The organism is Microbacterium sp. bgisy189 (assembly GCF_965345345.1).
Lineage (GTDB): Bacteria > Actinomycetota > Actinomycetes > Actinomycetales > Microbacteriaceae > Microbacterium.
Genome location: NZ_CBDRMZ010000014.1, coordinates 1 through 21,292 on the forward strand (window position 1 = coordinate 1; position 21,292 = coordinate 21,292).

The 21,292-nt window shown below is 66.6% G+C and carries 30 protein-coding genes; 18 read left to right on the forward strand and 12 right to left on the reverse strand.

Features of this window, described 5'->3' with window-relative positions; all coding sequences use genetic code 11:
* The 3 genes from ACSF8R_RS13740 to ACSF8R_RS13750 all read left to right on the forward strand — a co-directional run.
* Positions 1–862: polysaccharide deacetylase family protein (locus ACSF8R_RS13740; protein ID WP_236969048.1), on the forward strand; the 862-nt coding region annotated here is incomplete at its 5' end.
* Complete coding sequence (locus ACSF8R_RS13745) at positions 859–1,524, forward strand: N-carbamoylsarcosine amidohydrolase (protein ID WP_005050795.1); 666 nt, start codon at positions 859–861, stop codon at positions 1,522–1,524. The genes ACSF8R_RS13740 and ACSF8R_RS13745, both read left to right, overlap by 4 nt.
* A 51-nt stretch (positions 1,525–1,575) precedes the next feature.
* Positions 1,576–1,968 (forward strand): SDR family oxidoreductase, encoded by a 393-nt coding sequence (locus ACSF8R_RS13750; RefSeq protein ID WP_005050794.1) that lies wholly within the window; start codon positions 1,576–1,578, stop codon positions 1,966–1,968.
* Between the two features lie 85 nt (positions 1,969–2,053).
* Here ACSF8R_RS13750 and ACSF8R_RS13755 read toward each other — a convergent pair whose 3' ends face one another.
* Positions 2,054–2,497 carry an SDR family NAD(P)-dependent oxidoreductase gene (locus ACSF8R_RS13755; protein ID WP_082157159.1) on the reverse strand — a complete coding sequence of 148 codons (444 nt, stop codon included), beginning with the start codon at positions 2,495–2,497 and terminating at the stop codon, positions 2,054–2,056.
* Between ACSF8R_RS13755 and ACSF8R_RS13760 the strand changes: the two genes are divergently transcribed.
* Positions 2,488–2,643 (forward strand): Lsr2 family DNA-binding protein, encoded by a 156-nt coding sequence (locus ACSF8R_RS13760; RefSeq protein WP_425488716.1) that lies wholly within the window; start codon positions 2,488–2,490, stop codon positions 2,641–2,643. The two genes, ACSF8R_RS13755 and ACSF8R_RS13760, sit on opposite strands and share 10 nt — an antisense overlap.
* A gap of 5 nt (positions 2,644–2,648) precedes the next feature.
* Here ACSF8R_RS13760 and ACSF8R_RS13765 read toward each other — a convergent pair whose 3' ends face one another.
* Together ACSF8R_RS13765 and ACSF8R_RS13770 are read right to left on the reverse strand one after the other, a co-directional pair.
* On the reverse strand, positions 2,649–3,707 hold the full coding sequence (locus ACSF8R_RS13765) for a nucleotidyl transferase AbiEii/AbiGii toxin family protein (RefSeq protein ID WP_005050776.1): 1,059 nt from the start codon (positions 3,705–3,707) through the stop codon (positions 2,649–2,651).
* Complete coding sequence (locus ACSF8R_RS13770; protein WP_005050774.1) at positions 3,700–4,359, reverse strand: type IV toxin-antitoxin system AbiEi family antitoxin domain-containing protein; 660 nt, start codon at positions 4,357–4,359, stop codon at positions 3,700–3,702. The genes ACSF8R_RS13765 and ACSF8R_RS13770 overlap by 8 nt, the downstream gene beginning before the upstream one ends.
* A gap of 152 nt (positions 4,360–4,511) precedes the next feature.
* Between ACSF8R_RS13770 and ACSF8R_RS13775 the strand changes: the two genes are divergently transcribed.
* Genes ACSF8R_RS13775 through ACSF8R_RS13795 form a run of 5 tightly spaced genes read left to right on the forward strand, consistent with a single transcriptional unit; the run spans position 4,512 to position 7,167 of the window.
* Positions 4,512–5,396: a hypothetical protein gene (locus ACSF8R_RS13775; protein WP_005050771.1), complete on the forward strand. Its 885-nt coding sequence runs from the start codon at positions 4,512–4,514 to the stop codon at positions 5,394–5,396.
* Entirely contained in the window at positions 5,396–5,647 is a 252-nt protein-coding gene (locus tag ACSF8R_RS13780; RefSeq protein ID WP_005050769.1) for a hypothetical protein, read from the forward strand. The genes ACSF8R_RS13775 and ACSF8R_RS13780 overlap by 1 nt, the downstream gene beginning before the upstream one ends.
* On the forward strand, positions 5,640–5,942 hold the full coding sequence (locus ACSF8R_RS13785; RefSeq protein WP_005050767.1) for a hypothetical protein: 303 nt from the start codon (positions 5,640–5,642) through the stop codon (positions 5,940–5,942). The genes ACSF8R_RS13780 and ACSF8R_RS13785 overlap by 8 nt, the downstream gene beginning before the upstream one ends.
* Positions 5,942–6,418: a hypothetical protein gene (locus ACSF8R_RS13790; protein WP_005050765.1), complete on the forward strand. Its 477-nt coding sequence runs from the start codon at positions 5,942–5,944 to the stop codon at positions 6,416–6,418. The genes ACSF8R_RS13785 and ACSF8R_RS13790 overlap by 1 nt, the downstream gene beginning before the upstream one ends.
* The gene (locus ACSF8R_RS13795; RefSeq protein ID WP_005050763.1) at positions 6,415–7,167 is read left to right on the forward strand and encodes an HNH endonuclease family protein; all 753 of its coding nucleotides are present in this window, start codon (positions 6,415–6,417) and stop codon (positions 7,165–7,167) included. Before ACSF8R_RS13790 ends, ACSF8R_RS13795 begins: the two co-directional genes overlap by 4 nt.
* A 5-nt stretch (positions 7,168–7,172) precedes the next feature.
* Here the strand turns inward: ACSF8R_RS13795 and ACSF8R_RS13800 are convergent, their stop codons facing one another.
* Positions 7,173–7,706, reverse strand: coding sequence for a helix-turn-helix transcriptional regulator (locus ACSF8R_RS13800; protein ID WP_005050761.1), 534 nt, complete (start codon positions 7,704–7,706; stop codon positions 7,173–7,175).
* Between the two features lie 93 nt (positions 7,707–7,799).
* Between ACSF8R_RS13800 and ACSF8R_RS13805 the strand changes: the two genes are divergently transcribed.
* The 5 genes from ACSF8R_RS13805 to ACSF8R_RS13825 all read left to right on the forward strand — a co-directional run bounded on the left by ACSF8R_RS13805 (position 7,800) and on the right by ACSF8R_RS13825 (position 11,448).
* Positions 7,800–8,036, forward strand: coding sequence for a hypothetical protein (locus ACSF8R_RS13805; RefSeq protein ID WP_043340519.1), 237 nt, complete (start codon positions 7,800–7,802; stop codon positions 8,034–8,036).
* A 100-nt stretch (positions 8,037–8,136) separates the two neighbouring features.
* Positions 8,137–9,765: a hypothetical protein gene (locus ACSF8R_RS13810; RefSeq protein ID WP_005050756.1), complete on the forward strand. Its 1,629-nt coding sequence runs from the start codon at positions 8,137–8,139 to the stop codon at positions 9,763–9,765.
* Positions 9,765–10,589: a hypothetical protein gene (locus ACSF8R_RS13815; RefSeq protein ID WP_005050753.1), complete on the forward strand. Its 825-nt coding sequence runs from the start codon at positions 9,765–9,767 to the stop codon at positions 10,587–10,589. Before ACSF8R_RS13810 ends, ACSF8R_RS13815 begins: the two co-directional genes overlap by 1 nt.
* Positions 10,586–10,987, forward strand: a complete 402-nt coding sequence (locus ACSF8R_RS13820) for a hypothetical protein (protein WP_005050751.1) — start codon at positions 10,586–10,588, stop codon at positions 10,985–10,987. The genes ACSF8R_RS13815 and ACSF8R_RS13820 overlap by 4 nt, the downstream gene beginning before the upstream one ends.
* A gap of 62 nt (positions 10,988–11,049) precedes the next feature.
* A complete protein-coding gene (locus tag ACSF8R_RS13825) occupies positions 11,050–11,448 on the forward strand; it encodes a hypothetical protein (RefSeq protein ID WP_043340515.1) in 399 nt (132 codons plus the stop codon).
* A gap of 268 nt (positions 11,449–11,716) precedes the next feature.
* On the opposite strand, the gene ACSF8R_RS13830 is transcribed toward ACSF8R_RS13825, so the two are convergent.
* Complete coding sequence (locus tag ACSF8R_RS13830; protein ID WP_039712022.1) at positions 11,717–12,802, reverse strand: SAM-dependent methyltransferase; 1,086 nt, start codon at positions 12,800–12,802, stop codon at positions 11,717–11,719.
* Between ACSF8R_RS13830 and ACSF8R_RS13835 the strand changes: the two genes are divergently transcribed.
* The gene (locus ACSF8R_RS13835; protein WP_039712023.1) at positions 12,789–13,013 is read left to right on the forward strand and encodes a hypothetical protein; all 225 of its coding nucleotides are present in this window, start codon (positions 12,789–12,791) and stop codon (positions 13,011–13,013) included. The genes ACSF8R_RS13830 and ACSF8R_RS13835 overlap by 14 nt on opposite strands.
* A 159-nt stretch (positions 13,014–13,172) precedes the next feature.
* Positions 13,173–13,580: an AMP-binding enzyme gene (locus ACSF8R_RS13840; protein WP_005050745.1), complete on the forward strand. Its 408-nt coding sequence runs from the start codon at positions 13,173–13,175 to the stop codon at positions 13,578–13,580.
* On the opposite strand, the gene ACSF8R_RS13845 is transcribed toward ACSF8R_RS13840, so the two are convergent.
* Entirely contained in the window at positions 13,501–14,055 is a 555-nt protein-coding gene (locus ACSF8R_RS13845; RefSeq protein WP_005050743.1) for a hypothetical protein, read from the reverse strand. The genes ACSF8R_RS13840 and ACSF8R_RS13845 overlap by 80 nt on opposite strands.
* 855 nt (positions 14,056–14,910) lie before the next feature.
* Here ACSF8R_RS13845 and ACSF8R_RS13850 point away from each other — a divergent pair.
* A complete protein-coding gene (locus ACSF8R_RS13850) occupies positions 14,911–15,735 on the forward strand; it encodes an IclR family transcriptional regulator (RefSeq protein WP_434812367.1) in 825 nt (274 codons plus the stop codon).
* Between the two features lie 99 nt (positions 15,736–15,834).
* On the opposite strand, the gene ACSF8R_RS13855 is transcribed toward ACSF8R_RS13850, so the two are convergent.
* Genes ACSF8R_RS13855 through ACSF8R_RS13880 form a run of 6 tightly spaced genes read right to left on the reverse strand, consistent with a single transcriptional unit; the run spans position 15,835 to position 20,415 of the window.
* The gene (locus ACSF8R_RS13855) at positions 15,835–16,674 is read right to left on the reverse strand and encodes an aldo/keto reductase (protein WP_005050739.1); all 840 of its coding nucleotides are present in this window, start codon (positions 16,672–16,674) and stop codon (positions 15,835–15,837) included.
* On the reverse strand, positions 16,671–17,909 hold the full coding sequence (locus ACSF8R_RS13860) for an NAD(P)/FAD-dependent oxidoreductase (RefSeq protein WP_005050737.1): 1,239 nt from the start codon (positions 17,907–17,909) through the stop codon (positions 16,671–16,673). The genes ACSF8R_RS13855 and ACSF8R_RS13860 overlap by 4 nt, the downstream gene beginning before the upstream one ends.
* A 1-nt stretch (position 17,910) precedes the next feature.
* Entirely contained in the window at positions 17,911–18,105 is a 195-nt protein-coding gene (locus tag ACSF8R_RS13865) for a ferredoxin (RefSeq protein WP_005050734.1), read from the reverse strand.
* A gap of 14 nt (positions 18,106–18,119) precedes the next feature.
* On the reverse strand, positions 18,120–18,434 hold the full coding sequence (locus tag ACSF8R_RS13870; protein ID WP_005050731.1) for a hypothetical protein: 315 nt from the start codon (positions 18,432–18,434) through the stop codon (positions 18,120–18,122).
* A complete protein-coding gene (locus ACSF8R_RS13875) occupies positions 18,431–19,024 on the reverse strand; it encodes a 3-phenylpropionate/cinnamic acid dioxygenase subunit beta (RefSeq protein WP_005050730.1) in 594 nt (197 codons plus the stop codon). Before ACSF8R_RS13875 ends, ACSF8R_RS13870 begins: the two co-directional genes overlap by 4 nt.
* Entirely contained in the window at positions 19,021–20,415 is a 1,395-nt protein-coding gene (locus ACSF8R_RS13880; protein WP_005050729.1) for an aromatic-ring-hydroxylating dioxygenase subunit alpha, read from the reverse strand. Before ACSF8R_RS13880 ends, ACSF8R_RS13875 begins: the two co-directional genes overlap by 4 nt.
* 145 nt (positions 20,416–20,560) lie before the next feature.
* Here ACSF8R_RS13880 and ACSF8R_RS13885 point away from each other — a divergent pair, with 145 nt between their 5' ends.
* Positions 20,561–21,289: a class II aldolase/adducin family protein gene (locus tag ACSF8R_RS13885; RefSeq protein ID WP_005050727.1), complete on the forward strand. Its 729-nt coding sequence runs from the start codon at positions 20,561–20,563 to the stop codon at positions 21,287–21,289.
* Positions 21,290–21,292: the final 3 nt, after the last annotated feature.

The following is a 21,292-nucleotide window of genomic DNA, read 5'->3' on the forward strand; positions in this document are numbered from 1 at the left end:
CTTCGATTACAGCCCGATCACGGAGCGACCGACGATTTCGTGGCCGAATGGGGCCCGAGTGGCGTTCTATGTCGGGCTGAACATCGAGCACTATCAGATCGACAAGCCCTCCACGAGCATCTTCGGCGGTACCGCGATGCTGCAGCCGGATCCACTCAATTACGGCTGGCGCGATTACGGTCCGCGGGTAGGCCTGTGGCGGATGATCGAGAGCCTCGACCGACATGGAGTGCCCGCAAGTGTGCTTCTCAACTCCGACGTTTGTCGGCACTACCCCCAGATTCTCGAGGCAGGCCGGCAACGCGGCTGGGCGTGGCTCGCGCATGGCCGCGACAATTCCACCTTCCAAGCTGGAATGGGTGCTGACACGGAGCGCGCCTACCTTCAAGACGTGACGGATACAATCGCCTCCGCCACCGGAGTACGGCCGCGGGGCTGGCTTGGCCCGGCGCTCACAGAGACGTTCGAGACGCCGCGGATCCTTCGGGAGCTGGGGTATGACTACGTCCTGGACTGGACGAACGACGATCAGCCGTATCCGCTGAACGTCGACGGGATGTTCAGCGTTCCCTACACGATAGAACTCAACGATGTGACGATGTTCGTGAGTAAGAGCTATACCGGCCCGCAGTTCCTGGAAGCGGTGATCGACCAGTTCGATCAGCTCTATTCAGACTCCGAGCACTCGGGTCGCGTCATGTCGCTGCCGTTGCACCCGTTCATCGTCGGCCAGCCGTTCCGCCACCGCTACCTTGATCGGGCCCTCGAGCACATCACGTCTCACGATGGTGTCTGGGTGACGACGAGCGATGCCATCGCGGCGCACTATCAGTCGACGGGGAACAGGAGAGCCGATTCGTGACGAATACGGAGCTGATCGATGAGTACGCACGGCTGCGCGACGAGTTCAAGGCCAAGGGATTGGGCGGCCGGATCGGCTACGGCGAGAAGCCGGCGCTGCTGATCGTCGACTTGATCACCGGATTCACGGACAGCCGTTCGCCCCTGTCAGGCGAACTGGAGTCACAGCTGGCCGCCACCAATGCCTTACTCGTCCCCGCCCGTGAACTCGAGATCCCCATCTTCTTCTCGACGGTCGCGTACGACACCGAATTGCAGGAGGCGGGGCTCTGGATCAAGAAGATCCCGTCCAACCACCTGTTGGTGGAGGGCAGCGAATGGGTGGAGGTCGACAGCAGGCTGGGCCAGCTGCCCCACGAGATGACCCTGGTGAAGAAGTACGCATCCTGCTTCTTCGGAACTGATCTCGCCGCACGCTTGATCTCACGGGGTGTCGACACCATCATCATCGTCGGCTGCACCACCAGTGGGTGCGTGCGCGCCTCGGCGGTTGACGCCTGCTCCTACGGCTTCCACACCATCGTCGTCGAAGAGGCAGTCGGCGACCGGGCAGCCCTTCCGCACCTGGCCAGCCTCTTTGACATCGACGCGAAGTACGGCGATGTCGTCAGCCTCGACGACGCACGTGCTTACCTGCGGGGGCTTGCGCAACAGAACGATTGACTGCAGTAACGCCGTGGGGCCAACTTCCTCTGTGCGGAATATTGAACCGGCGTGCAGGCCGAGATCCCGCAGATGCTGGCGCAGGGCGGCGGATCCATCATCAACACCGCCTCGTCCCTCGGGCAGGTCGCCATCGCCCACCAGTCCGCCTACGTCACGTCGAAGCACGGCGTCATCGGCCTCACCCGAGCCGCCGCGGTGGAGTACTCCGACAAAGGCATCCGCGTGAACGCAGTGCTGCCCGGGGTGATCCAGACGCCAATGATAGACGCGCTGGAGGAGACCTACCCCGGCTTCAAGGACGCGCTGCTGACGAAGCACCCGATCGGCCGACTCGGCACGCCGCACGACATCGCCGAGATGGTCGCGTGGCTCGGTTCCGACGCGGCCGCCTTCGCGACCGGCGCGCAGTTCGCCGTCGACGGCGGGTACCTCGCGATTTAGACGAGGTGGCCACGACGGACGGGAGGCACGGTGTCAGCTGACACCGTGCCTCACGTCCGTCACCGGTCGCGCCGCGACCCGCGTGTCAGCCGTTCTTCGCGGCCAGTCGGTCCGTCTCGCTGTCGTTCCGCCACCCGGCGGTCGCGCCGCCGTCGACGCTGTAGTTCTGTCCGGTCACCCAAGAGGACTCGTCGGAGGCCAGGTAGAGCGGCATGTACGCGATGTCCTCGCCCGTGCCGGGGCGTTGAATGAGCGCGTTGCCGACCTGCCAGGCCTTGCCCTCCGCATCCACCGCCTTGTCCGTCGCCGGGGTGCTGACGAAGCCAGGCGAGATCGAGTTCGCGCGGACGCCGTAGCGGGCGCCCTCCGCAGCGAGCGACTTCGTCATCGCGATGACGCCGCCCTTCGCGGTGGTGTGCGCGACCTGGCGAGCGGCTCGATCCCGCGACCTTCGCGATCGACGGAAAGCAACTCGAGATCGATCTCGAGTTCGAGGCCTGGGCCAAGAGCGCGCGCCGCATCGGCGCAGCCACCCGGCGTCCGGCGAGGACGTCGCGGGGCGGACGGGCCGATCTCAACACGGTGCGTGAATGGGCCAGTCAGAACGGACACCAGGTCAGCGATCGCGGCAGGGTTCCCGCGTCCATCCTCGAGGCGTACGACGCGGCGCACTGACGCGGTCACTCCTGGGCTGAGCCGCGCGCTGCGCGCCAGTGCTCCGTGACGGGATAACCGGAGCGCACGTGCGCGCGCACGTGGACCTCCCCCGAAGGGGATCCGCTGCCGCCCGGCTCCGGCGGCGGAGGGTTCTGTGTCCAGCCTGAGCCAGGGACCCAGACCGTCCCCGGTTGCACGGGCGCGTCGGCGAGCGCGGGATCGATCAGCTGACGCGCGAGAGCCACGGCCTCACCCAGATCGGTGATCCCGCCGGCTGAGGGCGTGCCGGCCGCGAGCACCCGGTAGGGACCGTCCCAACCGTCCGGGACCGTGAACGTAGTGAACGAGTCGAGCTTTGACAGTGCACGCTTCGCGTCGATGGCCATCTGCAGCTCGCGCAGGTCGACGCGCTGCGTGCGTGCAATGGTGACGATGTCCACCAGGTCTTTCGCGCGGCTGCTGGGGCGGCCGTTGTAGGTGCTCATCGTCGCAGTGACCTTCTCCGCGACCTGATCGGAGATCGGGAACAGCCGGTAGGGGTGCGACGGGACCGGCCGCCCCAGCTGCAGCCGCGTCGACGGCTCGATCGTCTCGACGCGGCCGACCGGGGGAGGGCCGACGACCACGTCGATGGGGATGTCGGAGATCCTCCGGCCGGTGTTCGCGTCCAGACATGTGAACACCAGGCGCCGGGTCGCGACACCCGGCTGGTTCTCTCCTCGCCCGGTCGCACGGGCACGGGTGAGCTGGAACCGCACATGGTCGCCGAGATCACGCGCGGCTGCCTGCTCGAGCGCCTGCTGCGCGGCATCCAGATCGGCGGCGCCGGTCGAGGCCAGATCCAGGTCTTTCGTCGACCGTGACTTCGGCACCCGGGCGAGCATCGCCGTGCCGCCCTTGAGCAGCCACTCGGACTCTTCCCCCTCCGCAAAGACCCGGCTGAGGAAACGATCGTGCTGTGCCTGCACGATCTGCGCATTCACATCCAGCGCGCTCGCGCCGTCACCGGCTGCCTTCGTCGCGGCCGCCTTGATCGCCTGCGCAAGCCCCGTCCAGTCTTTGTAGCCGTCGGGCTCAGGCATCGGCCGGCACCACCGCGTCGACGCCCGCAAGAGCGAGCAGATCAGCCGCGAGCGCGGCACCCGAGGGGTACTTGTTGGGCTTGGCCAGCGGCTCCAGATACTCGGTCAGGCGGGCGGGGGAGAGCAGCTTTCCCGCGTCCGCGGCGTCGGCGAGCGCATCGGCGACGAGGGAGCGGTCGACCCACTGCTCGATCAGGTCGGCGATCGTGCGCTCGACGCTCATGGTCGGCATCCCGTCGACGGAGACCACCTCGGTGGGCGCGAGCTCGCGGGTGCGGAGCCGCACCCCGTCCAGGCGGGTACCGCGGCGGGTGGGAACGACGAACTCGAGTGGCCCGGGGAACCAGTCGCCGATGCCATGCAGCTGCGCGGCCGTCTGGCCTGCGGCGACGACGGGCGGGACGCCGGTGTCTGTGCGGGGACGGTCGGCGCCGCCGAGGGCGAGCCAGGTCGCGAGGATCGCCTCCTGCTCGTGCTCTGGCGCGCCGGCGAGGCGGTAGACGCCGCGCGCGACGCGGATGAGCGCGCCGCTGTTGGCGAGGCGCGTCAGGGTCGGGCGCGCCACGCCAGCCTCGAGCGCCTGGGCGGTGGTCACCAGGCCCCAACGCTGTGACGCGAGCTCGCCCAGACGAGCGAAAGTTGATCCTGCCATGCGCACAGTGTAGCGAGAAACCGCAACAAACGTTGTAGCTCGTTCAGATTGTCGACTTCGAGCCTCTGGGGCCACCCCTTAGCAGTGAGGGGGTTCCAAACCCTCGGGAACGGGTTATATTCGGGAATATAACCATCTGTGAGGAGGAGAAGATGCGGACCCACACCTGCCCGCCGGACCACAAGCACGGGCTGACCTCCACCTGCTACGTCGTCCACCTCTGCGGGTGCCGCGCCTGCATGGACGGCAACGCGCGCCGCCGCCGCGACCGCTACCGTCTCCTGGCCTACGGGCGATACCAGGACGCGCACCAACCCATCGAGCCGATCCGGCAGCACCTGCAGGCACTGGTCGACACCGGGATGATCCCCGAACGGATCGCCATCAGCGCCGGCGTCGGCGGCGCCACGGTCCGTCGCCTGCTCAACAGCGAGACGGCACGGTTCGTCACCGGCGCCACCGCCCGCAAACTCCTCGCAGTCACCCCCGACAGCAGCACTCTCGCCGCGCAGGGCCGAGTCAACGGCCGCGGCACCCGCCGGCGCCTCCAGGCTCTGGCCGCGATCGGATGGAACCACCACGAGATCGCACGCCGACTCGGCTACCCGCGCTGGAAGGTCAACAAGGCACTCGAAGGCGCCTACGTGGACATCCGTGTCCACGACGACATCGCCGCGCTCTACGACGAGCTCTGGGACCAGCAGCCCCCCACCCACACCCGAGCGCAGCGGGTCGGCCGCTCCTACGCACTCACGGTCGCACGCCGGCACGGCTGGCTGCCGCCGCTGGCCTGGGACGACATCGACACCGACCCGGCACCGCCCACAGCCGGGCAGGAACCCCTGCTCGACGAGATCGCGATCGAGCTCGCTCTCGCCGGCCAGAACGTCCGCCTCACCCGAGACGAGCGCCTCGAAGCCACCCGACGCGGGACCGAACGCGGACTCAGCCTCACCCAGCTCAGCGACCTGCTCGGCGTCGACGTCCGCACCATCGACCGCGACCGTGACGACCTCGGACTCCGGCAGGCCGCCTGATGAGCAAGACGCTCGACATCCTCGAAGCCGCCCTGCACGGCACCACCGCCGGCTACCTGGCCGGATGCCGCAGCAAGGGAGGATGCCCGAACCACGGCAACCGCCAGCTGCTCACCTGCACCGAAGCGGCCCGCGCCCGCCGCCACTACTTCTCGCTCGCCTCGCTCGAGGAGACCGAGCCGATCACCCGGCAGATGCTCCGCGACGCCAAGAACAGCCCCTTCGCACCGAAAGAAGCCGCAGATGTCTGACCAGCCGAACACCTTCACCATCGACTCCACCAAAGAGGGAGAGTGGCTGCGGGTCGTCCGCGCGCTCGGCGGCCATCGCTGGGCCCTGTCGCTGCGCTTCAACCCCCTCCCGCTGACTCAGCGAGGCGCCCGGCACACCCGGCCAACGCGGCAGCCCACACCCCACGCGGCAGCAGGCCACGGGCCGAACGCGAGACTGCACCTGCCCAGCTGCGCGATCTCCCCCCAGCTCGGCAACGGCCGCGGCGCCCACCTCAAGCAGATCCCCCACCTGGGCCGAACCGAGGAGCACTGATGACCGACATCGCCGTGCGCCTCCAGGAAGCCATGACCATCCAGACCGGCACACCCGTCACCGTCCGATGGAGCTTCCGCGAGTTCGCGCTCAACTGCACCCGCCGCGACGGCCGCCCCCTCACCCAACGGATGCACAGGCTCTTCCAGACGCTGCTCAACCGTGAAGCGCTCCGCGAGCTCACTCCAGGAGAAGACCCAACGATGGGATCCCGCGCAACCCTCATCGAGATCATCGACGACCTCGCCGTCAGCGCCGACCACCAAGGCGCCCGCGCGGCCGCGCTCGCCGAGGTCCTCCTCAGTGCCGGCATGTTCCACCTCGGCGACCAGCTCCGCCGCCAGAGCCACGCACTCTCAGAGCTCGACGCCGACGACGAAACCCTCGAGGTCATCGACGAGGCACGCACCCAGATCGCCCGAACCATACTGCTGCTCGACCAAGCCGACACCGCACAGGCAAAGGAGCGCAGATGAACCGACGCACCCGCCGCGCCAGCACAGCCCTCGCCGCGGTCGCAGCTCTCGCGCTCGGCTTCGGCGCCCACCAGCTGGGCATCACCTCCTGGATCGACACATGGACGCGCCCGCAGGCACCCGCCCCGGACCCGACCTACGACTACACCGCGCTCGCCGCAGTCGCGCAGGAGCTGCCGCTGATCGATCCCACCGAGGAGATTCCCGAGTATCGCCGCGCCACGTTCGGCGAGCGCTGGATCGACATCGAGGGAAACGGCTGCGATCAGCGAGACGATCTCCTCGCCGTCCAGCTGCAGGACGTCGTCCGTGACGGTTGCACGGTGCTCTCCGGCGTGCTCGACCCCGATCCGTACACGGGCACACGCATTGAGTTCGAGCACGACCGGATCGCCGCCCCTGGAGCCCCGGGAAGCTCCGGCGTCCAGATCGACCACATCGTCAGCCTTTCGGCGGCGCACGCCGGGGGCGCGTGGGCGTGGACCGAGCAGCAGCGCATTCAGTTCGCCAACTCGTTCGACAACATCGTCGCCGTCGATGGCAACACGAATGCGGCCAAGAACGACCACGGGCCAGCCCTGTGGCTGCCATCGAACGCCGACTACGTGTGCACCTACGTCGCCCGCTACACGGAGATCGTCGACACCTGGCACCTCGCGGTCGACGAAGCCGACCGCGGTGCGCTCGTGGACACGCTCTCAACCTGCGCTGCCCAGCAAGCCAGCGACGAGAGCGGGAGCATGTCGTGAAGCCGCTACGAACCCGCGTGGGATCTCGCCGCGCGCGCCTGACGCTTGGCCGCGCGAGCGCGGTCTACGACCTCGTTCGCATCCGTCGTGTCGACACCGAGGGTGCGCCTGATCACCTCGAGCTCGGCGTCGGTCCAGCGGGTGCGCCCTCGCATCCGCTCACCGAACGTGACGACGTTCAAGCCGAGCAGGTCGATCAGAGCCGCCTGCGTGGGAACCTCGGGCGCCCCCGCCCCGTCCGCGATCGCCGCCCGCAACCGCTCCGCGAAAGCCGCATCGCGCGCCAGTCCCGGCATCAGTCGCGGCCGGCGGCCGCGCTGCGAGGGCGCCCTGCGCGCGCGCTCCTGCGCGAATGCGTCGATCGCGGCCTCGTCGTAGAGCGGGGAGTTGCCTTCTATGGCAACCGGCTCGGGGAGCAGAGGACCCTCCTGGCCGGCTCTGCGCAGCTTGTTGCTGATGGAGCGCATCTTGTAGACCGCGACGACGGACACGCCGAGCTTCTCGGCGACGTCCGCCGTGGTGAGGTGCCGTCCGGTCATCAGCGCTCCTCTCAGCTGGATGAATATAACCACTTTCGCGGTTACGGCGCGCCGCGGCAACCAGACCCAACTTGGTTGGGGATGCTGGGGCGCATGGCTAACAAGGACGCGGACGCCATCCGTGAGGAGCTCCGTCGCATCGGCCAGCAGCTCGCGCAAGCGGACGAGCTGCGCGAACGCCGCGGCAAAGTCGTCGACGAGGCGCGCGCGGCCGAGCTGACCCAGCGAGAGATCGCCCTCCTGCTGGGGATGACCGAGGAAGGGCTGCGGAAGGCGCAGAAGTCCTACCACGGACGCGGGCGCTCTTACGGCGGCCGCCTCGCGTCCTAGCGACCCCGCCAGACCTTCATGGAGCGCCCGTCGACTGCGAAATCTGATTGCAATTTTCAAGCACTCTTGACTAATATAACCTGACGAATGAGGGGGTGAGATGGACGAGCTGAACTACCGACCCAAGCCGTGGACGCCGAAGGACGTGCCCACGATCTGGGTCGACCAGACCACCGGGCAAGGCGTCACCGACGCCGGCACGCCCGTTCGCCCCGTCATCGGCGAGCGCCGCAAGAACCCCAACCTGACGGACCTGCTCGACACGGCTGCCTCGTACGGCGCTAACCGCATCATGCTGACCGGGAAGCGCCCCGAGCCTGCGCCTGGCGTGCGGCACTGGCTGTACGTCCAGACCCCGAACTGGAAGCCCGGAGCCCACTGGGTCAACAACGGCCCGCCCACCGGTCGGTTCGAGCACGCGGTCACCGGCTTCAAGATCGAAGTCCGCACCGCGGAGGAGTGGTTCGGCGACGGGCCGCTGACCCCTGCCCAGGCTCGTCTGGCCTGGAACGTCACCGCGTCGATCATTCGCCACGCCGACGAGAACGCGCGCCTGTTCAACAGCCCTGCCGCCACCGGAACGAACCTGTGGGCGCTGTCGCTGCCGAAGAACATCAACCCCGTGCCGGTCGAAGACGACATCGCCCAGGAGATCCACTTCACCTCGGGCCTGCACCACTACGACCACCTGGTCGCGGGGGAGTCGTTCGCCAAGCACGAGGACTGCGTCCCGCTGATCGACCCGGCCAAGACGAAGAAGATCAGCGAGTTCGCCTACGTCGACGGCCGGTTCATGTTCGCCGGCGTCGGGCGCGAGCTCGGTATCGGCCCCGCGATCCGGCTGAACCAGGCCGCCGCGTACGAGCTGCTCGAGCAAGACCCCTACGCGCGCGCCCGCTTCCACGTGCGGTTCCGCGTCCCTCAGGGCTGGAACCACGTTGGCCTGCTCGGTGTGAAGCACCTGGACGTTCGCGAAGGCTGGTTCTATCCGAACCGGCCCGGAGCGGTGCACGACACCTGGGCCGACGGCAGCGAGATCCACGTCGCCCTCAAGCACGGGTGGGAGATCCGCCCTCACGAGGCCGTGGTGTTCCGCAAGGCCAAGCCTCTAGACACCTTCACCGAGCGCATGACGCGCGCCCGCGAGCGAGTCCAGCTGCAGGACGAGATGCACCCGGACCTGCGCCGCGCTGTGCTCGCCGCGCTGCGGAACATCATGCTGCACTCGATCGGTGCATTCGCCGCCGCGGGCCGCGACGAGACCCGCGTCGCCGCGTCGCCCGATGACGTCCCGCCCGAGTACAGGGCCAAGATGCTGCGACAGGGCAACCTCTGGATCTATCGCATCCCGTCGCGCCCGAACGACCGCACCCGAAGCTTCTACCACCCGGAGCTCGCCGCCCAGGTCTGGGGTCGCGCACGCGCTCGCGTCCTCCACGGCCCCAGCTCCCTCGGCGGCTACACCTCCGGTGCTCTCACGGTCGACCCCTCGACGCTCATCGGCATCCAGGGTGATGCGATCTACACGACCAAGCTGCCGGCGTGGTCCCTGCCGGACCGGTTCATCGGCGGCGGCGACGACGGCAAGACCGGGCGCCTGCGCCTGCAGGGCTACCTCAACGGATCCTTCATCACGCCGGAGACGCTGCGGCAGCGTGACGCGCTGAAAGCACGTGCCGAGCGGGCCGGCATCGCCAAGGCGCTCGAGCAGGCAGAGGAGAAGGGCTGATGGCTGACCAGCAGCGCACCGCCCAAGACCTCATCCGCGATCTGCGGCGCAAGGGCATCAGCACGGCCGAGATCGCCGAGGAGCTGCACCGCTCGCCTCGAATGGTCCGCAAGATCCTCAACGGCGAAACCAGCGGCGCCCTCTACCGCCAGGCGCTCCAGGAGCTCGCTGACACCGGACGCCTCACCCACGTCCCGCCGCGGCGCCGGCGCAAGGACGGCTCGATCGCCCCCGTGCGAGGCAAGGCCGGCGCCAAGCCCGTCATCCCCGAAGACCTCAGCGGCACCTACGTTGAGGGTCGCCAGGGTGGTCGGCTGCGCGTCGACGTGGCATACGCCACCGGGGGCGACCGGTACATCGAGATGCGCATCCCCAAGGGCCGCACCGCGAAGGGCCGCGAGCAGGCGAACGCCGAACTGATCAAGCAGGTCCGCAACGCCGCCAAGGGCCAGTCCCACGACAAGCAGAAGCAGATCACCGCCCACCTGACCTTCTCCAACGGCCGCGTGATGGAGGTCAACTCGTACAACGCCTCGACGATGCTCAAGCGCATCCACGAGAACGGCGGCGACGCCCTCGGCTGGTTCCGCGAAGAGTCGAAGAACCGATACGTGAACCTCGACACCAGCCGCGACACCATCACCGGCGTCACCCTCAACGTCGTCAGCACGGCCAAGACGACCGAGTACCAGAGGCAGGCCGAGCGCGGCCGCACTCACCGCCCCCGCTCGCTGTCGCCGGCGGAGCTCATCAGCATGGAAGAGAAGCGGCGCATCGAGGAGCGCCGCGCTCGCCGCCGTGGAAACCGAGGAGGTGGTCAGTGACCATGGCCGCCCCGAAGAAGCCCACAGCTGCAGCGAAGCCCCGCGCACGCAAGGCCGCGCCCCCCGCTGAGGAAGTCACCAGCGACGTCGACCAGGCAGCGACGTCCGAAGCACCCGCACGCGCACCTCGCGCAAGCCAGAAGCCGGCAGCGGCGAGCGCGACGCCTCCTGAGTCGGCCGAGGCGGAGACGCCACCGCCGGCGAAGAAGAAGCGGGGGCCCTACAACGTCGTCTACGTCCAGAAGAAGCCCGTCTCGATCCGTCTCCCCGACGACGCGCTTGAACTGATGGACTGGGCCAAGCAGGATGCAGCCAGCCGCGGCGACCGCCTCACCAAGGACGAGATCGTCACCGTTGCGCTTCGCGCCTACTGGGGCCGCAAACGGCGCCGCGGGTAATGACCGTCTCCTGAGCTGCTGGCAGGGAAGTCGAGATGAGTGAAACTAACGGGCCGGCCGAGTTGCCGGTCTACTCGATCGCCGAGGCATTCGTGAAGCGATCCGGAATGTATATCGGGCAGCCCGTCACGTTCGAGCGAGTGCACACGTTCCTGCTCGGTTTCGAAACGGCGATGTTGTACGTTCGCGACGAGCTCGCGCGCGATCGCAATGCGTTTCAGCCCGTGGGCGTGCTCGGTCAGTTCCGGGAGCAGCTGCGATCCGAGGGGCGGCTCAGGTGGGACTCCTGGTCCCTGACGATCGTGGCGGAAGCGATCGGCTGGACTGGCGACGAGCCTCCGGCGATCGACGATCTGACCGAAGAGCAGCACCTCGAGGCAGTCCGGGACCTTCTCCCGTTGCTCGAGAAGGTCTTTGCCCTCCCCGCGGAGCTTGTCACCTCGCTCCGTGACTCCGCCTGAGAAGGGTAGGCACCCCACCGCTGTCGGTGTGTCGTCCCGCCCATCGAGTTCGAGAACGCGTTCTATGCTGTGCGGCGATGATCAACCTGACCGCCACCGTCCCGCTTGGACCGCTGACAGAACTTGTCGGACGATCCCTCTCGGCGACTGGGAGATGGGTCAACTCATCCGGTAGCGCCTACCTGTCATATCCATCACTCAGAGGATCCTGACCCGGACGAACGATCGCAGTCGCTCGAGGGCAAAGGACCCGTGCGGATGTCGCGCGTCACACCTCGACCTCGAACGGCAACTTTCGCAGTGTCGTCGCGGAAATCCCGGTGCTCTTGTACATCCGGGCGTGGGCGTACTGGATCTCCGGCAGCAGATCGATGCGGCCGATCGCCTCCAGCATGATCTCGTCGGCCTGACCGGTGAGATGACGCAGTTCGGGGATCGCGTACCCGCCCACGTACTTCCCGGAGTTGAGATCCCAGGAGCGCACGGCCGGCAGCGCCTCCTCGATCCTCTCGCCGAGCTCCACCAGAGCATCGAACGTGTCCTGCCCGTAAGCGTGCGGGGAGAATGGGATCTGCGACATCGTGCCCTTGGTGACGTTGAAGCAGTCGCCCGTGAACGTCCACCACAGGAACGCCAGCCGCGACGCCGCGATCGCGCTGGCCGCGAGCTGGTCCTTCCGGTTCTGAACGAACAGCTTCCCCTCGTTGAGGGGCACCGTGGCGTGCGTGGTCTTGTCGTAGGTGACCGGCGGCACCGTGTACGTGCTCAGGAAGTACGTGGCGGTCTTCTTGAAACCGACGGAGTAGTCGCTCACACGGACAAGCGGCGTCGAGGAGATCGTGCCCTTCGCAAGCAGCGTGTCGATCAGCTCGAACATCGCGTCGCTGCTGGCGCGCATCCAGTTCGGGGTCCGCGAGCCGGCGGGCCGAAGCGAATACCGCAGTGTCGCCATCAGATGCGGACGGAACGCCTCGATCCAGCTGTGGGTGAGCGTCGTGTGCAGCTCGGAGACGCTGCCATACCCGGCGGCGGTGATGATCGTGCTGCGCACCTTCACCTGGAACAGGGCAGCCGGGCGTTCCTGGAAGGTGCTCACCCAGATCGCATCGAACCGCCGCTCGTAGAACTTCCGCAGTGACTCGTCGCGATCGGCGAACTGGCTGCGGATGGGAACGATCAGGCTGAGCCGGCCATCCGGGCGCGTGATCTGCGCCGAGCGCTCGCAGCAGGAGGCGTAGATGTCGTCGACGTTGTCTGTCTCGAAGCCGGTGATGCGGTAGCTGAGCTCGCGCCGGTTGACGTAGGGTGGGTTGCCGATGACGACGTCGAAGCCGCCCTGATTGGGGTGTGACACGTCGCCCCGCACCGGCAAGAAGCGCGGCCCGTACAATGTCCAGCGCATCGAAAAACACCCCGCGACCTTCCGACTACCTCCGGACGTCTTCGAGTACATCAACCAGGCACGCGACGAAGCCGCGGCCCGTGGTGATCGCCTCACCAAAGACGAAGCGATCACCATGGCAGTCCGCGCGTTCTGGGGCGGCAAGCGCCAGCGCCGCCGCTGATCACCACACCGACATAACCGACGAAAAGAACTCTGGAGGCATCTGATGAGCCGTCGATCTATGCTCGAGCAGGAAACCGATCCGCTACACCCCGCGCGGATGCTACCGCGCACCTGAGACGAACGCGCGGTCCTTCACCGAGGATGGCTACATCTCGACATGATCAACCGAGGCAGCGAGAAGATTTCGTGCGAAGAGGTGGAGGACCTCGTCTACCGCTATGACAGCTTCGATCTAGCGGCCGCCGTCGCGATGCTCGACCCCGTGTTCAGCGAGCGGGTATGCGTCTACGTGAGTCTCAAGGAGGGCGGCCCGCTCGGGCTCGAACGGATCCGCGCCGCCATGGAGTCCGCCGGGGTGGCTAAGCATAAGCACCCCGAGCGGCTGATCGCCGTCGACGACATGCCCCTCACCAAGGTAGGCAAGATTGACAAGAGGGAGCGGAGAGGGCTTTGCCCGCCGCGACAGCGCCTAATGGGGCAGACGCTCAGCGCCCGCGCCGCCACGCGAGCCAGTGGCGGATGCTCTCCTCGAGCGCGTGCAATAGAGGCAACATCACCCAGATGACGCACGCGACGGTCAGTGGCGTCGTACATAGGATCTGGAGGTACGGCGGCAGGCCGGTCAGGAGCGGAGCGATGAAGTAGGCGTTGAACATGGCAGGCGGTACCAGCGCGATCCACACTAAAATCGCCGTCCACCACCGCGGGCGCGCGGGACCGGCCGTCGGGATTGCACCGGTGAGGGCGTCCGGAGTCAGTGGACGGGCCTGCCCGATCGTGAGCGGCACGGCCTGTTGCAGGTGCGCCTGCCGCTCCTTACTGTCCTCCCACCGGATGAGGTCATGGGGGGAAGCGAACGTGATCTCGACGACAACCTGGCGCCGGTGCCGTTCCGAGACTCGGACCTTCGACTCCCGGTAGCCGGGGAACGACTGGGCCCGGCCGGTGAAACCATGCGCCCACTCGGTGAGATCGTCCAGCCGCCCGGGGACGGCTGTGCGCGCCACCCGAGCCGTGACCGTGAGGTTATCTGGTTGCATGGTGTCCTCCCGGGGCAGAGGAAGCCCCGTCTCCCAGCGTATTGCGCCGATGACGCGGCACTGAACAGCTTCCGACCATCGGGGTCCGGATCAATAGCGCGAAATAGTGCTCTTCCGAGCAGTGGAGTGTCACCGCCACTGCCGCCTCACGCAGGATGGAAAGTTGAAAGACCTGGATCGACGGGGAGGTCATTTGCACGAGGCGTTTCGCTTGCTGCGGGAAGAAAGGCTCAAACGAGGCCGATACCATCGCCGAGCGACGGTGTATCACCCGGACGTAGAAGAGGTCGACCAGCTCTACGGTGTCCGGCTTCAGCTGGAGTCCTTAGGCGCGCGCCGGACGGTGGACGGATGCTGCGCTCCGAGATCGGCGCTTCGCGCGAGTACGGGACGCTAATGGATGCGGCGCTGGCAGTCGGTGACATGGACGCCTGGCTGGTGGCGCACCACGCGTTCCTCCGCTGCTGCGTCGCGCGTGCAGACATCCCGTTGGGGCGGGTAGTGGACTCCTACCCGGAACGCTGCTTACACATCTATCAGTTGTGGCACCCGCAGTCGTTCGCCATCGCTCATCGCGAGTACGAGGCCGTCCTCGAGTCGATCGTCAGGCGTCCGACGCCCAGGGGATCGATCTGTCGCCGCTGGCGACCCACGAGTTCGCCTTCGACGATGCCGCCGCCGCCTTCGAGCAGTCCCGCGACGCGTCCAGCAGCCTGAAGGTCCTGCTCCGACCGTAGAGCGCCTGGGCCGTCGGGGCCGTCACAGGGAGCCACGCGGGCGGCGTGGGGTGGCACGGGCTGCAGTGGCACCGCGGAGACGATCCTCCCGCCTGTCGGGTCGGCATCGGAGCGCGCGGTGCAGGAGGAGCGCGCCCACGTTGCAAGTAAGCTTTCTGCCGTGCAGAATCGACAGCTCGGGTCGCCGGGCGATCCACCCCAGTATCCGATCGAGTCGGTCGACAACGCGCTGAAGCTGATCCTGCTGCTGGGTGAGGAGCACGAGCTGCGGCTCACGGACGCCGGTGCCCTCCTCGGGGTGGCGACCTCGACCGCGCACCGACTTCTCGCGATGCTGGCATGGCGCGGCTTCGTGCGGCAGAACCCGGTGACCAAGGCTTACGGCCCTGGCCCGGCGCTGACGACGGTGGCCTTCTCGGTGCTGCGCAGGATGGATGTCCCGAGACTGGCGCAGCCGATCCTCGAGGACCTCAGCGCCGCCCTCGGTGAGACCTGCCACCTGGGCACGCTCGAGGGCAACCATGTCCGATTCCTCGCCGTTGCCGAGCCCGATGTGGCCGTGCGCGTGGTTTCGAGACTGGGCAAGACCCTGCCGGCGCATTGCACCTCGACCGGCAAGGCGCTGCTTGCCGAGCTGAGCGACGAGCAGCTCTTCCGGCTGTACCCGGACGAGCAGCTCGAGATCGTCACACCGAACTCCATACGTTCCCGAGACGAACTCGTCGCCGAACTGGTTCGGACACGACTGGACGGTTATGCCGTGAATCGGCAGGAAAGCGAGGACGGCGTGGCGAGCGTCGCGGTCCCGGTCCACGTCTCGTCGGGACTGCGACTGGCGATCAACGCCTCCGCGCCCGTGCAGCGGTTACCGCCGGGCAAGGTCAAGTCCCTAGCGCGGTCACTGCGGGACGCCGCGATCCGCCTCGCCGAACTGTTGGGGTGAACCGGCCCGGGTCGTCGTAGCGCCCATGGATGCGCTGCGCACGCGAACACGCCGCTGATGAGCGTGGCTGCGGGAGCGACCGACCCGCCGCCGTGGGCCTCAGTGCCCGTTGGCCGGATCGTCCGGGTCGCGGGCGGCTTCTTCGCCTTGATCCAGCCCACTCAGCGTCGCCATATCCTCCGAGCTGAGCGTGAAATCGAAGACGTCGATGTTCTGCGCGAGATGCTTCTCATCGCCGGCGCGCGGGACGGGAACGATCCCTTCCTCGATGTGCCAGCGCAGTAGGACCTGTGCGGGCGACTTGTCATACTTCGACGCGATCGCGGTCACCGCGGGATCGGACAGCAGGGCTCCTCCGCGTCCGAGCGGGCTCCACGCCTCGGTCAGGATGCCGTGAGCGCGCTGGAAGCTGCGCTGTTCGACACGGGCGATGTCGACGCTGAGCTGGATCTGATCGACGTCGGGGACGACACCGGTCGCGTCGACGACGCGCTGAAGGTGGTGAGACTTGAAGTTGGAGACGCCGATCGCCTTCACTCGTCCCTCTTCGAGCAGTCTCACCAGACCCTTCCACGCTTCGACGTATCGGTCGAGGGCCGGAACCGGCCAATGGATCAGGAACAGATCGAGGTAGTCGACGCGAAGGGTCTTCAGCGATCGGTCGTACGCGCGCTGCACTCCCTCGACGCTGTGGTCCTCCTTGTTGAACTTGCTCGTGATGAAGACCTCGTCACGAGGGATGCCCGATGCACGCAGACCGGCACCGACGGCCTCCTCATTCGCGTACTTGTACGCCGTATCGAACAGGCGGTAACCGTAGCCGACCGCCTTCTCGACCATCGTTGCGCACTCGTCTCCCGTGAGTGGCCACGTGCCCACCCCGATTCGCGGGATGCGGTGACCGTGCAGGAGGGGGAGGGTGGTGTCGTCAGCTCTCATCGGGCGGCCGCCTTCGCCGGAGCCGTGCTCGAGGGCTCGAGGAGGGCGCGCAGCCGATGTATCAGCTCGTCCGCCTTCGCTCGCGAGGCGACCGAGCGGCGGGCGTCGACGAGGGCACGCGGCCAGTTCACGATGACGGCACCTTCGGCCTGCCCTTGGCTCTCGCCGTACACGACGGCGAAGCGGTCCTGCGCAGGGTCGCCCACCATCGTCCAGTGATCAGATCCGGTATGCCCGACGATCTGGATCTTCCAGTCGTACTGGTCGCTCCAGACATACTCGGTCGTGTCGTAGTCCTCGCAATCATCAGGGTGGACGATGTTGTGTGCGACGACGCGAGCCTGATCAACGGCATTGGTCCAATGTTCGAGGCGCAGCGAGACGTTGCGCGACGCACTCGCCCAACGTGCGATATCGCCGACGGCAAAGATCTCAGGATGCCCGATGGCCCGCAGCCCAGAGTCGCAGGTCACCCCGTTGTCGAGTTCGATGCCGGAACCCTCGAGCCACTCTGTGTTGACCACAGCTCCGATACCGACGAGAGCTGCATCGGCCTCGATGATCTCGCCGCCATCGAGCACCACGCGCACCCCGTCTGCCGTCTGTTCGACGCCTTCGACTGTCCTTCCGAAGTACTCCTCGACGCCCTCCTGGGCATACTTGCGGCTGAAGATCTGGCCGACTTCGGCATTGAGCACCCGCGACATCGGCGCCGGGAACGGGTCAACCATGCTGACCCGTACGCCCGCCGTGATCGCCGTTGCGGCAGCCTCCCCCCCGATGAAGCCTGCGCCGATGACCACAAGGTGCCGCGCTGTGGCCAGCTCATCCCGCAAGCGCTCGGCATCGCCGCTGGTACGCAGCAAGTGAATATGCTCACCTTCACCCCACGGAGAGCGACGGGCGCGTGACCCGGTGGCGATCACGAGTGTGTCGTATGAGACGGCTGTACCGTCCTCGAGCGTCACAACCTGGCCTTCGAGGTTGAGGGATGCCGCGGGCGTGCCGAAGATTGAGATGGCTCCGATCCCCCGCGTCTCGTGCTCGGAGAGAAGCTCGATCTCGTGTCGCGCCGTCTCACCGGTGAGGTACTTCTTCGAGAGCGGAGGTTTGTCGTAGGTGGGATGGCGTTCCTGGTCAATCAGGACGATCTCGCCCTCGAATCCCTCGCTTCGAAGGGCTTGGGCGGTCTTGAGCCCACCAACAGAGGCGCCGACGATGACGACCCGCGACACGTCAGTCCTCCACAACCAAGGCGGAGACGGGGCAGCTGCGCGCCGCCTCCTCTACTCGCTTGCGGTCACTGTCGGGCAGGTCCTCGCGCAGAACGATCACTAGGGCGTCGTCATCTAGGTCGAAGTAGTCGCCCGCGGCGACAACGCAATTGGCGTAGCCCTGGCAGGCGCTGCGGTCGGCGATGATCCGTGCCATCGGTCTCTCCTTTTCTACTGCGGTCGCATTTCGGGAAACATCGGCTGGTCAGGCCGCGCGATCATCTCGGAGAACGTCTGCGTGGTCTGCCAGGTCAGGGCCTCGAGTTCCATGGGGTCGATCGCGATCCACTGGCCAGTTTTCGGGGCGTCGATCAGTAGCCTCGTGCCGTTGTGAGTTTCCACGCGGCGCACTTCGATCTCCGAAAACTCGTTGGCGATGACGAGCGGCTCTCCGACGGTGCGGGCAATAAGACGCTCGCGCTCCGCCGCCGCAGCCGCCGCGGCATCACGATCGACGTCGGCACCCTCCCAGTCGAGGCCGCTCACAGGAAGATCGCCAGGTTCTGGGTGCGGAGCACCGACTCGTCCACCATGATCACCCGACGTGCCAACTGCAGGTCGTCACCGACGCGACGCAATACGTCCTCGCGGTGAGCGGAGATGATTGACGGCTCGTTGACGTCTCCCCGGCTGCGGAACAGCAGGACGGCGGAGTCGACGATGAGCTCGTCCTCGACCGAGGACAGGAACACGCGCACGTTCGTCACGTAGTGACGCAGGCGTGAGGGAGGGTCCTCCGTCCAAGCGTGTTCAGTCAGGAATCGCGCGACCCGGCGGCTGAGCGAGTACTTATTCTCGTCCCAGTGCGACATCCCCCTCGCCGTCGTGAAGGAAGACCCGAGAGCCGTCGTCTGACGCACCGGCATGATGTAGTGAATATCCTCTGTAAGCGTCTCAAGCCAGTGCTCGTACCGTTGCTCGTCGAGGGTGTAAGCCTCTTCAATCAACCAACGATGCGCCTCGAGATGCAGTTCGTCGGAGAACAGTAGGGACCGCCCGACTCGATCGGCGCGCGTGGCGTGGGCGCCGAGAGGCGATTGCTCGGATATCTGGACACCGGTCTCGGTGTTCATCATGCGGGTGCCTCCCCGTTGTTGGTGATGCCTGTACCGATGCTCGCGACCTGCACCTCGACTTCGTCATCGGTGTCGAGGTAGTCGGCCCAGCGATCGAGCAGATGACGCTGGTTGTACTCGCCGTAACCAACGTGCGCGACGCCTGGACCGGCGAACTGTTCAGGCGTCAGCGCAGCGACGACCGGAGTGTCGTCTTTGAGAGTCCCCATCCGACTGTTGAGCAGGAGCCGTCGAGCCATCGAACCCTTGGCAGTCGTGGTCAGCGAGACCCAGTTCTCGACATCGTCCTGCTCGAACATTCCCGTGCTACCGAAGCACATAAGGTAGGCCTTGTACGAGAGCTCCTTGAACTCCTCCGGCGCCTCGGCATCGACCGCGAACCAGGAGTAGACCTCCGTCTCGTTCTCGCTAATGGGCTGCCACGAACGGATCGAGATGAAGGGCAGCACGTCGTCCCCGTCCTCCACCTTCGGCCAGTTGTGCACGAAACTCATGTTCGGGAAGAGCGATGCCGCTGAGATCATAAACCCGTCACGGCCAATCACATCGAGCTGCTCAGGCGACCATTGCTCCTTCATCCGCTCGATCATCGCGTCGGGATATCCGACGTAGCGCAGCCGCTCCTCGAGGCTGCCCGGCGGGAGCTTGTAGGTCGTGCCGCCGCCGTTGCCGGCCCAGTACGTGTTGCCGTCCTTGCGCTTCTCCGCCTTCGGCTCACGGAACAACCCGATCTCGACGACCGAGGTGTGGGTCTGGGGCGTGTGATACATGTCGCCGGCGAAGTTCTCGGCGCCGATCTTCCAGTTCGCGTTGACGCGCCACCGCTGCGGGCCACGCAGCTCGATGCCCTTGGCGCTCTGCCCGGTGTAGTAGTCGAGGTAGAACGCGAAGTCGCCGATGTATTCCCGCAGGGTCGGCGCGTTCGGGTCCATGCTGATGAAGATCAGACCGTTGTATGTGTCCAGGTTCGGCGCCGGGAGCAGTCGTGCACCCTTCTTGTTGAACCCTGCCTCACCCCCGTAGGCCTCCTCGTGGAACGGGAGGCCCATAATCCGGCCGTCGTTGCGGTATGACCACCCGTGGTAGGGGCAACGGAAGTGGGAGGCGTTGCCGACCTCGGCGCGGCACACCTGCATCCCGCGGTGCAGGCACATGTTGAAGTGCGCCCGAATCTCACCACTCTCATCGCGCACGACGATAAACGAGTCGTCGAGCACATGCCGCACCACGTAGTCACCGGGCTGAGGGATCTCGGATTCATGTCCGACGAAAATCCACGCGCGGCTGAAGAGCTTGCTCTTCTCCTGCTCGAAGATCTCCTCGTCGTTATAGATGTGCGCCGGGATCATGCCGCGCCGCACGTCCTCGAAGATCGTCGTCTTGCTCGCCATTGGGTCGCTGCTTCCTGATGTCAGAGTCCTATTCCGCGCCTTGAAGATGATGTCGGTCGAGACCGGTTTTCTTTAAGACAGAATCTGATTCTGCTAGATTTTCCAGGAATTCGCAATCGGAGATCACGCCTCGAAGGAGAAGTGGATGATGAACGACTACGTCGACGAACGCATGCTCGTCGCCAATGCTTGCCGCGTGCTCGCGGTCCGGGGGCTCGTGGACGACATCCTCGGGCACGTCAGCCTGCGGGTCGACGACGACACCGTCCTCATCCGAGCCCGCGGACCGCAGGAGCGGGGGCTGCGGTTCACCACCGCCGACGACATCCTCGCCGTGCCCCTTGAGGGATCGTTCGAGCTCGCCGGCGGGTACCGGGCGCCGAACGAGCTGTCTCTGCATCTTGAGCTGCTGCGCCGCAATCCTGCGGCTCGATCCGTCGTCCACGCGCATCCGCCGGCTGTCGTCGCGTTCTCGCTGACCGGACGGACGTTGCTACCGATTGTCGGTGCCTTCAACATCCCCGCTATGCGGATGGCGCGCGGCGGCATCCCCGCGCACCCCTCGTCTGCGCTGATCCGCAACCACGCACGCGCGACGGCCATGGCGGACGATTTCGGCACGCGGCCGGTCGGCATCCTGCGCGGTCACGGCCTCACGGCCGTCGGCGAGAGCGTCCCGCAGGCCGTCATCCGCGCGATCAATGTCGACAGCCTGGCTCGCGTGCACCTCGCCGTTCTGCAGGCAGGGGCCGAGCCTATGCCGATCGATGACGACGATCTCGCCGACCTGCCCGACCTGGGTGACGCATTCAACGACGGGCATCTCTGGCGATTCCTGCTGCAGGAACTTGCTGAGCAACGGCTCCTGCTGTAGTCG

Coding starts and splice junctions, on each gene's coding strand:
- ACSF8R_RS13865 (WP_005050734.1), bottom strand. CDS start 18,105: ATGGCACGGATCATCGCCGACCGCAGCGCCTGCCAGGGCTACGCCAAT.
- ACSF8R_RS13800 (WP_005050761.1), bottom strand. CDS start 7,706: ATGACCGGACGGCACCTCACCACGGCGGACGTCGCCGAGAAGCTCGGC.
- ACSF8R_RS13790 (WP_005050765.1), top strand. CDS start 5,942: ATGACCGACATCGCCGTGCGCCTCCAGGAAGCCATGACCATCCAGACC.
- ACSF8R_RS13810 (WP_005050756.1), top strand. CDS start 8,137: ATGGACGAGCTGAACTACCGACCCAAGCCGTGGACGCCGAAGGACGTG.
- ACSF8R_RS13815 (WP_005050753.1), top strand. CDS start 9,765: ATGGCTGACCAGCAGCGCACCGCCCAAGACCTCATCCGCGATCTGCGG.
- ACSF8R_RS13885 (WP_005050727.1), top strand. CDS start 20,561: ATGATGAACGACTACGTCGACGAACGCATGCTCGTCGCCAATGCTTGC.
- ACSF8R_RS13880 (WP_005050729.1), bottom strand. CDS start 20,415: ATGGCGAGCAAGACGACGATCTTCGAGGACGTGCGGCGCGGCATGATC.
- ACSF8R_RS13775 (WP_005050771.1), top strand. CDS start 4,512: ATGCGGACCCACACCTGCCCGCCGGACCACAAGCACGGGCTGACCTCC.
- ACSF8R_RS13795 (WP_005050763.1), top strand. CDS start 6,415: ATGAACCGACGCACCCGCCGCGCCAGCACAGCCCTCGCCGCGGTCGCA.
- ACSF8R_RS13840 (WP_005050745.1), top strand. CDS start 13,173: ATGATCAACCGAGGCAGCGAGAAGATTTCGTGCGAAGAGGTGGAGGAC.
- ACSF8R_RS13765 (WP_005050776.1), bottom strand. CDS start 3,707: ATGCCTGAGCCCGACGGCTACAAAGACTGGACGGGGCTTGCGCAGGCG.
- ACSF8R_RS13875 (WP_005050730.1), bottom strand. CDS start 19,024: ATGATGAACACCGAGACCGGTGTCCAGATATCCGAGCAATCGCCTCTC.
- ACSF8R_RS13780 (WP_005050769.1), top strand. CDS start 5,396: ATGAGCAAGACGCTCGACATCCTCGAAGCCGCCCTGCACGGCACCACC.
- ACSF8R_RS13805 (WP_043340519.1), top strand. CDS start 7,800: ATGGCTAACAAGGACGCGGACGCCATCCGTGAGGAGCTCCGTCGCATC.
- ACSF8R_RS13855 (WP_005050739.1), bottom strand. CDS start 16,674: ATGAGAGCTGACGACACCACCCTCCCCCTCCTGCACGGTCACCGCATC.
- ACSF8R_RS13785 (WP_005050767.1), top strand. CDS start 5,640: ATGTCTGACCAGCCGAACACCTTCACCATCGACTCCACCAAAGAGGGA.
- ACSF8R_RS13770 (WP_005050774.1), bottom strand. CDS start 4,359: ATGGCAGGATCAACTTTCGCTCGTCTGGGCGAGCTCGCGTCACAGCGT.
- ACSF8R_RS13845 (WP_005050743.1), bottom strand. CDS start 14,055: ATGCAACCAGATAACCTCACGGTCACGGCTCGGGTGGCGCGCACAGCC.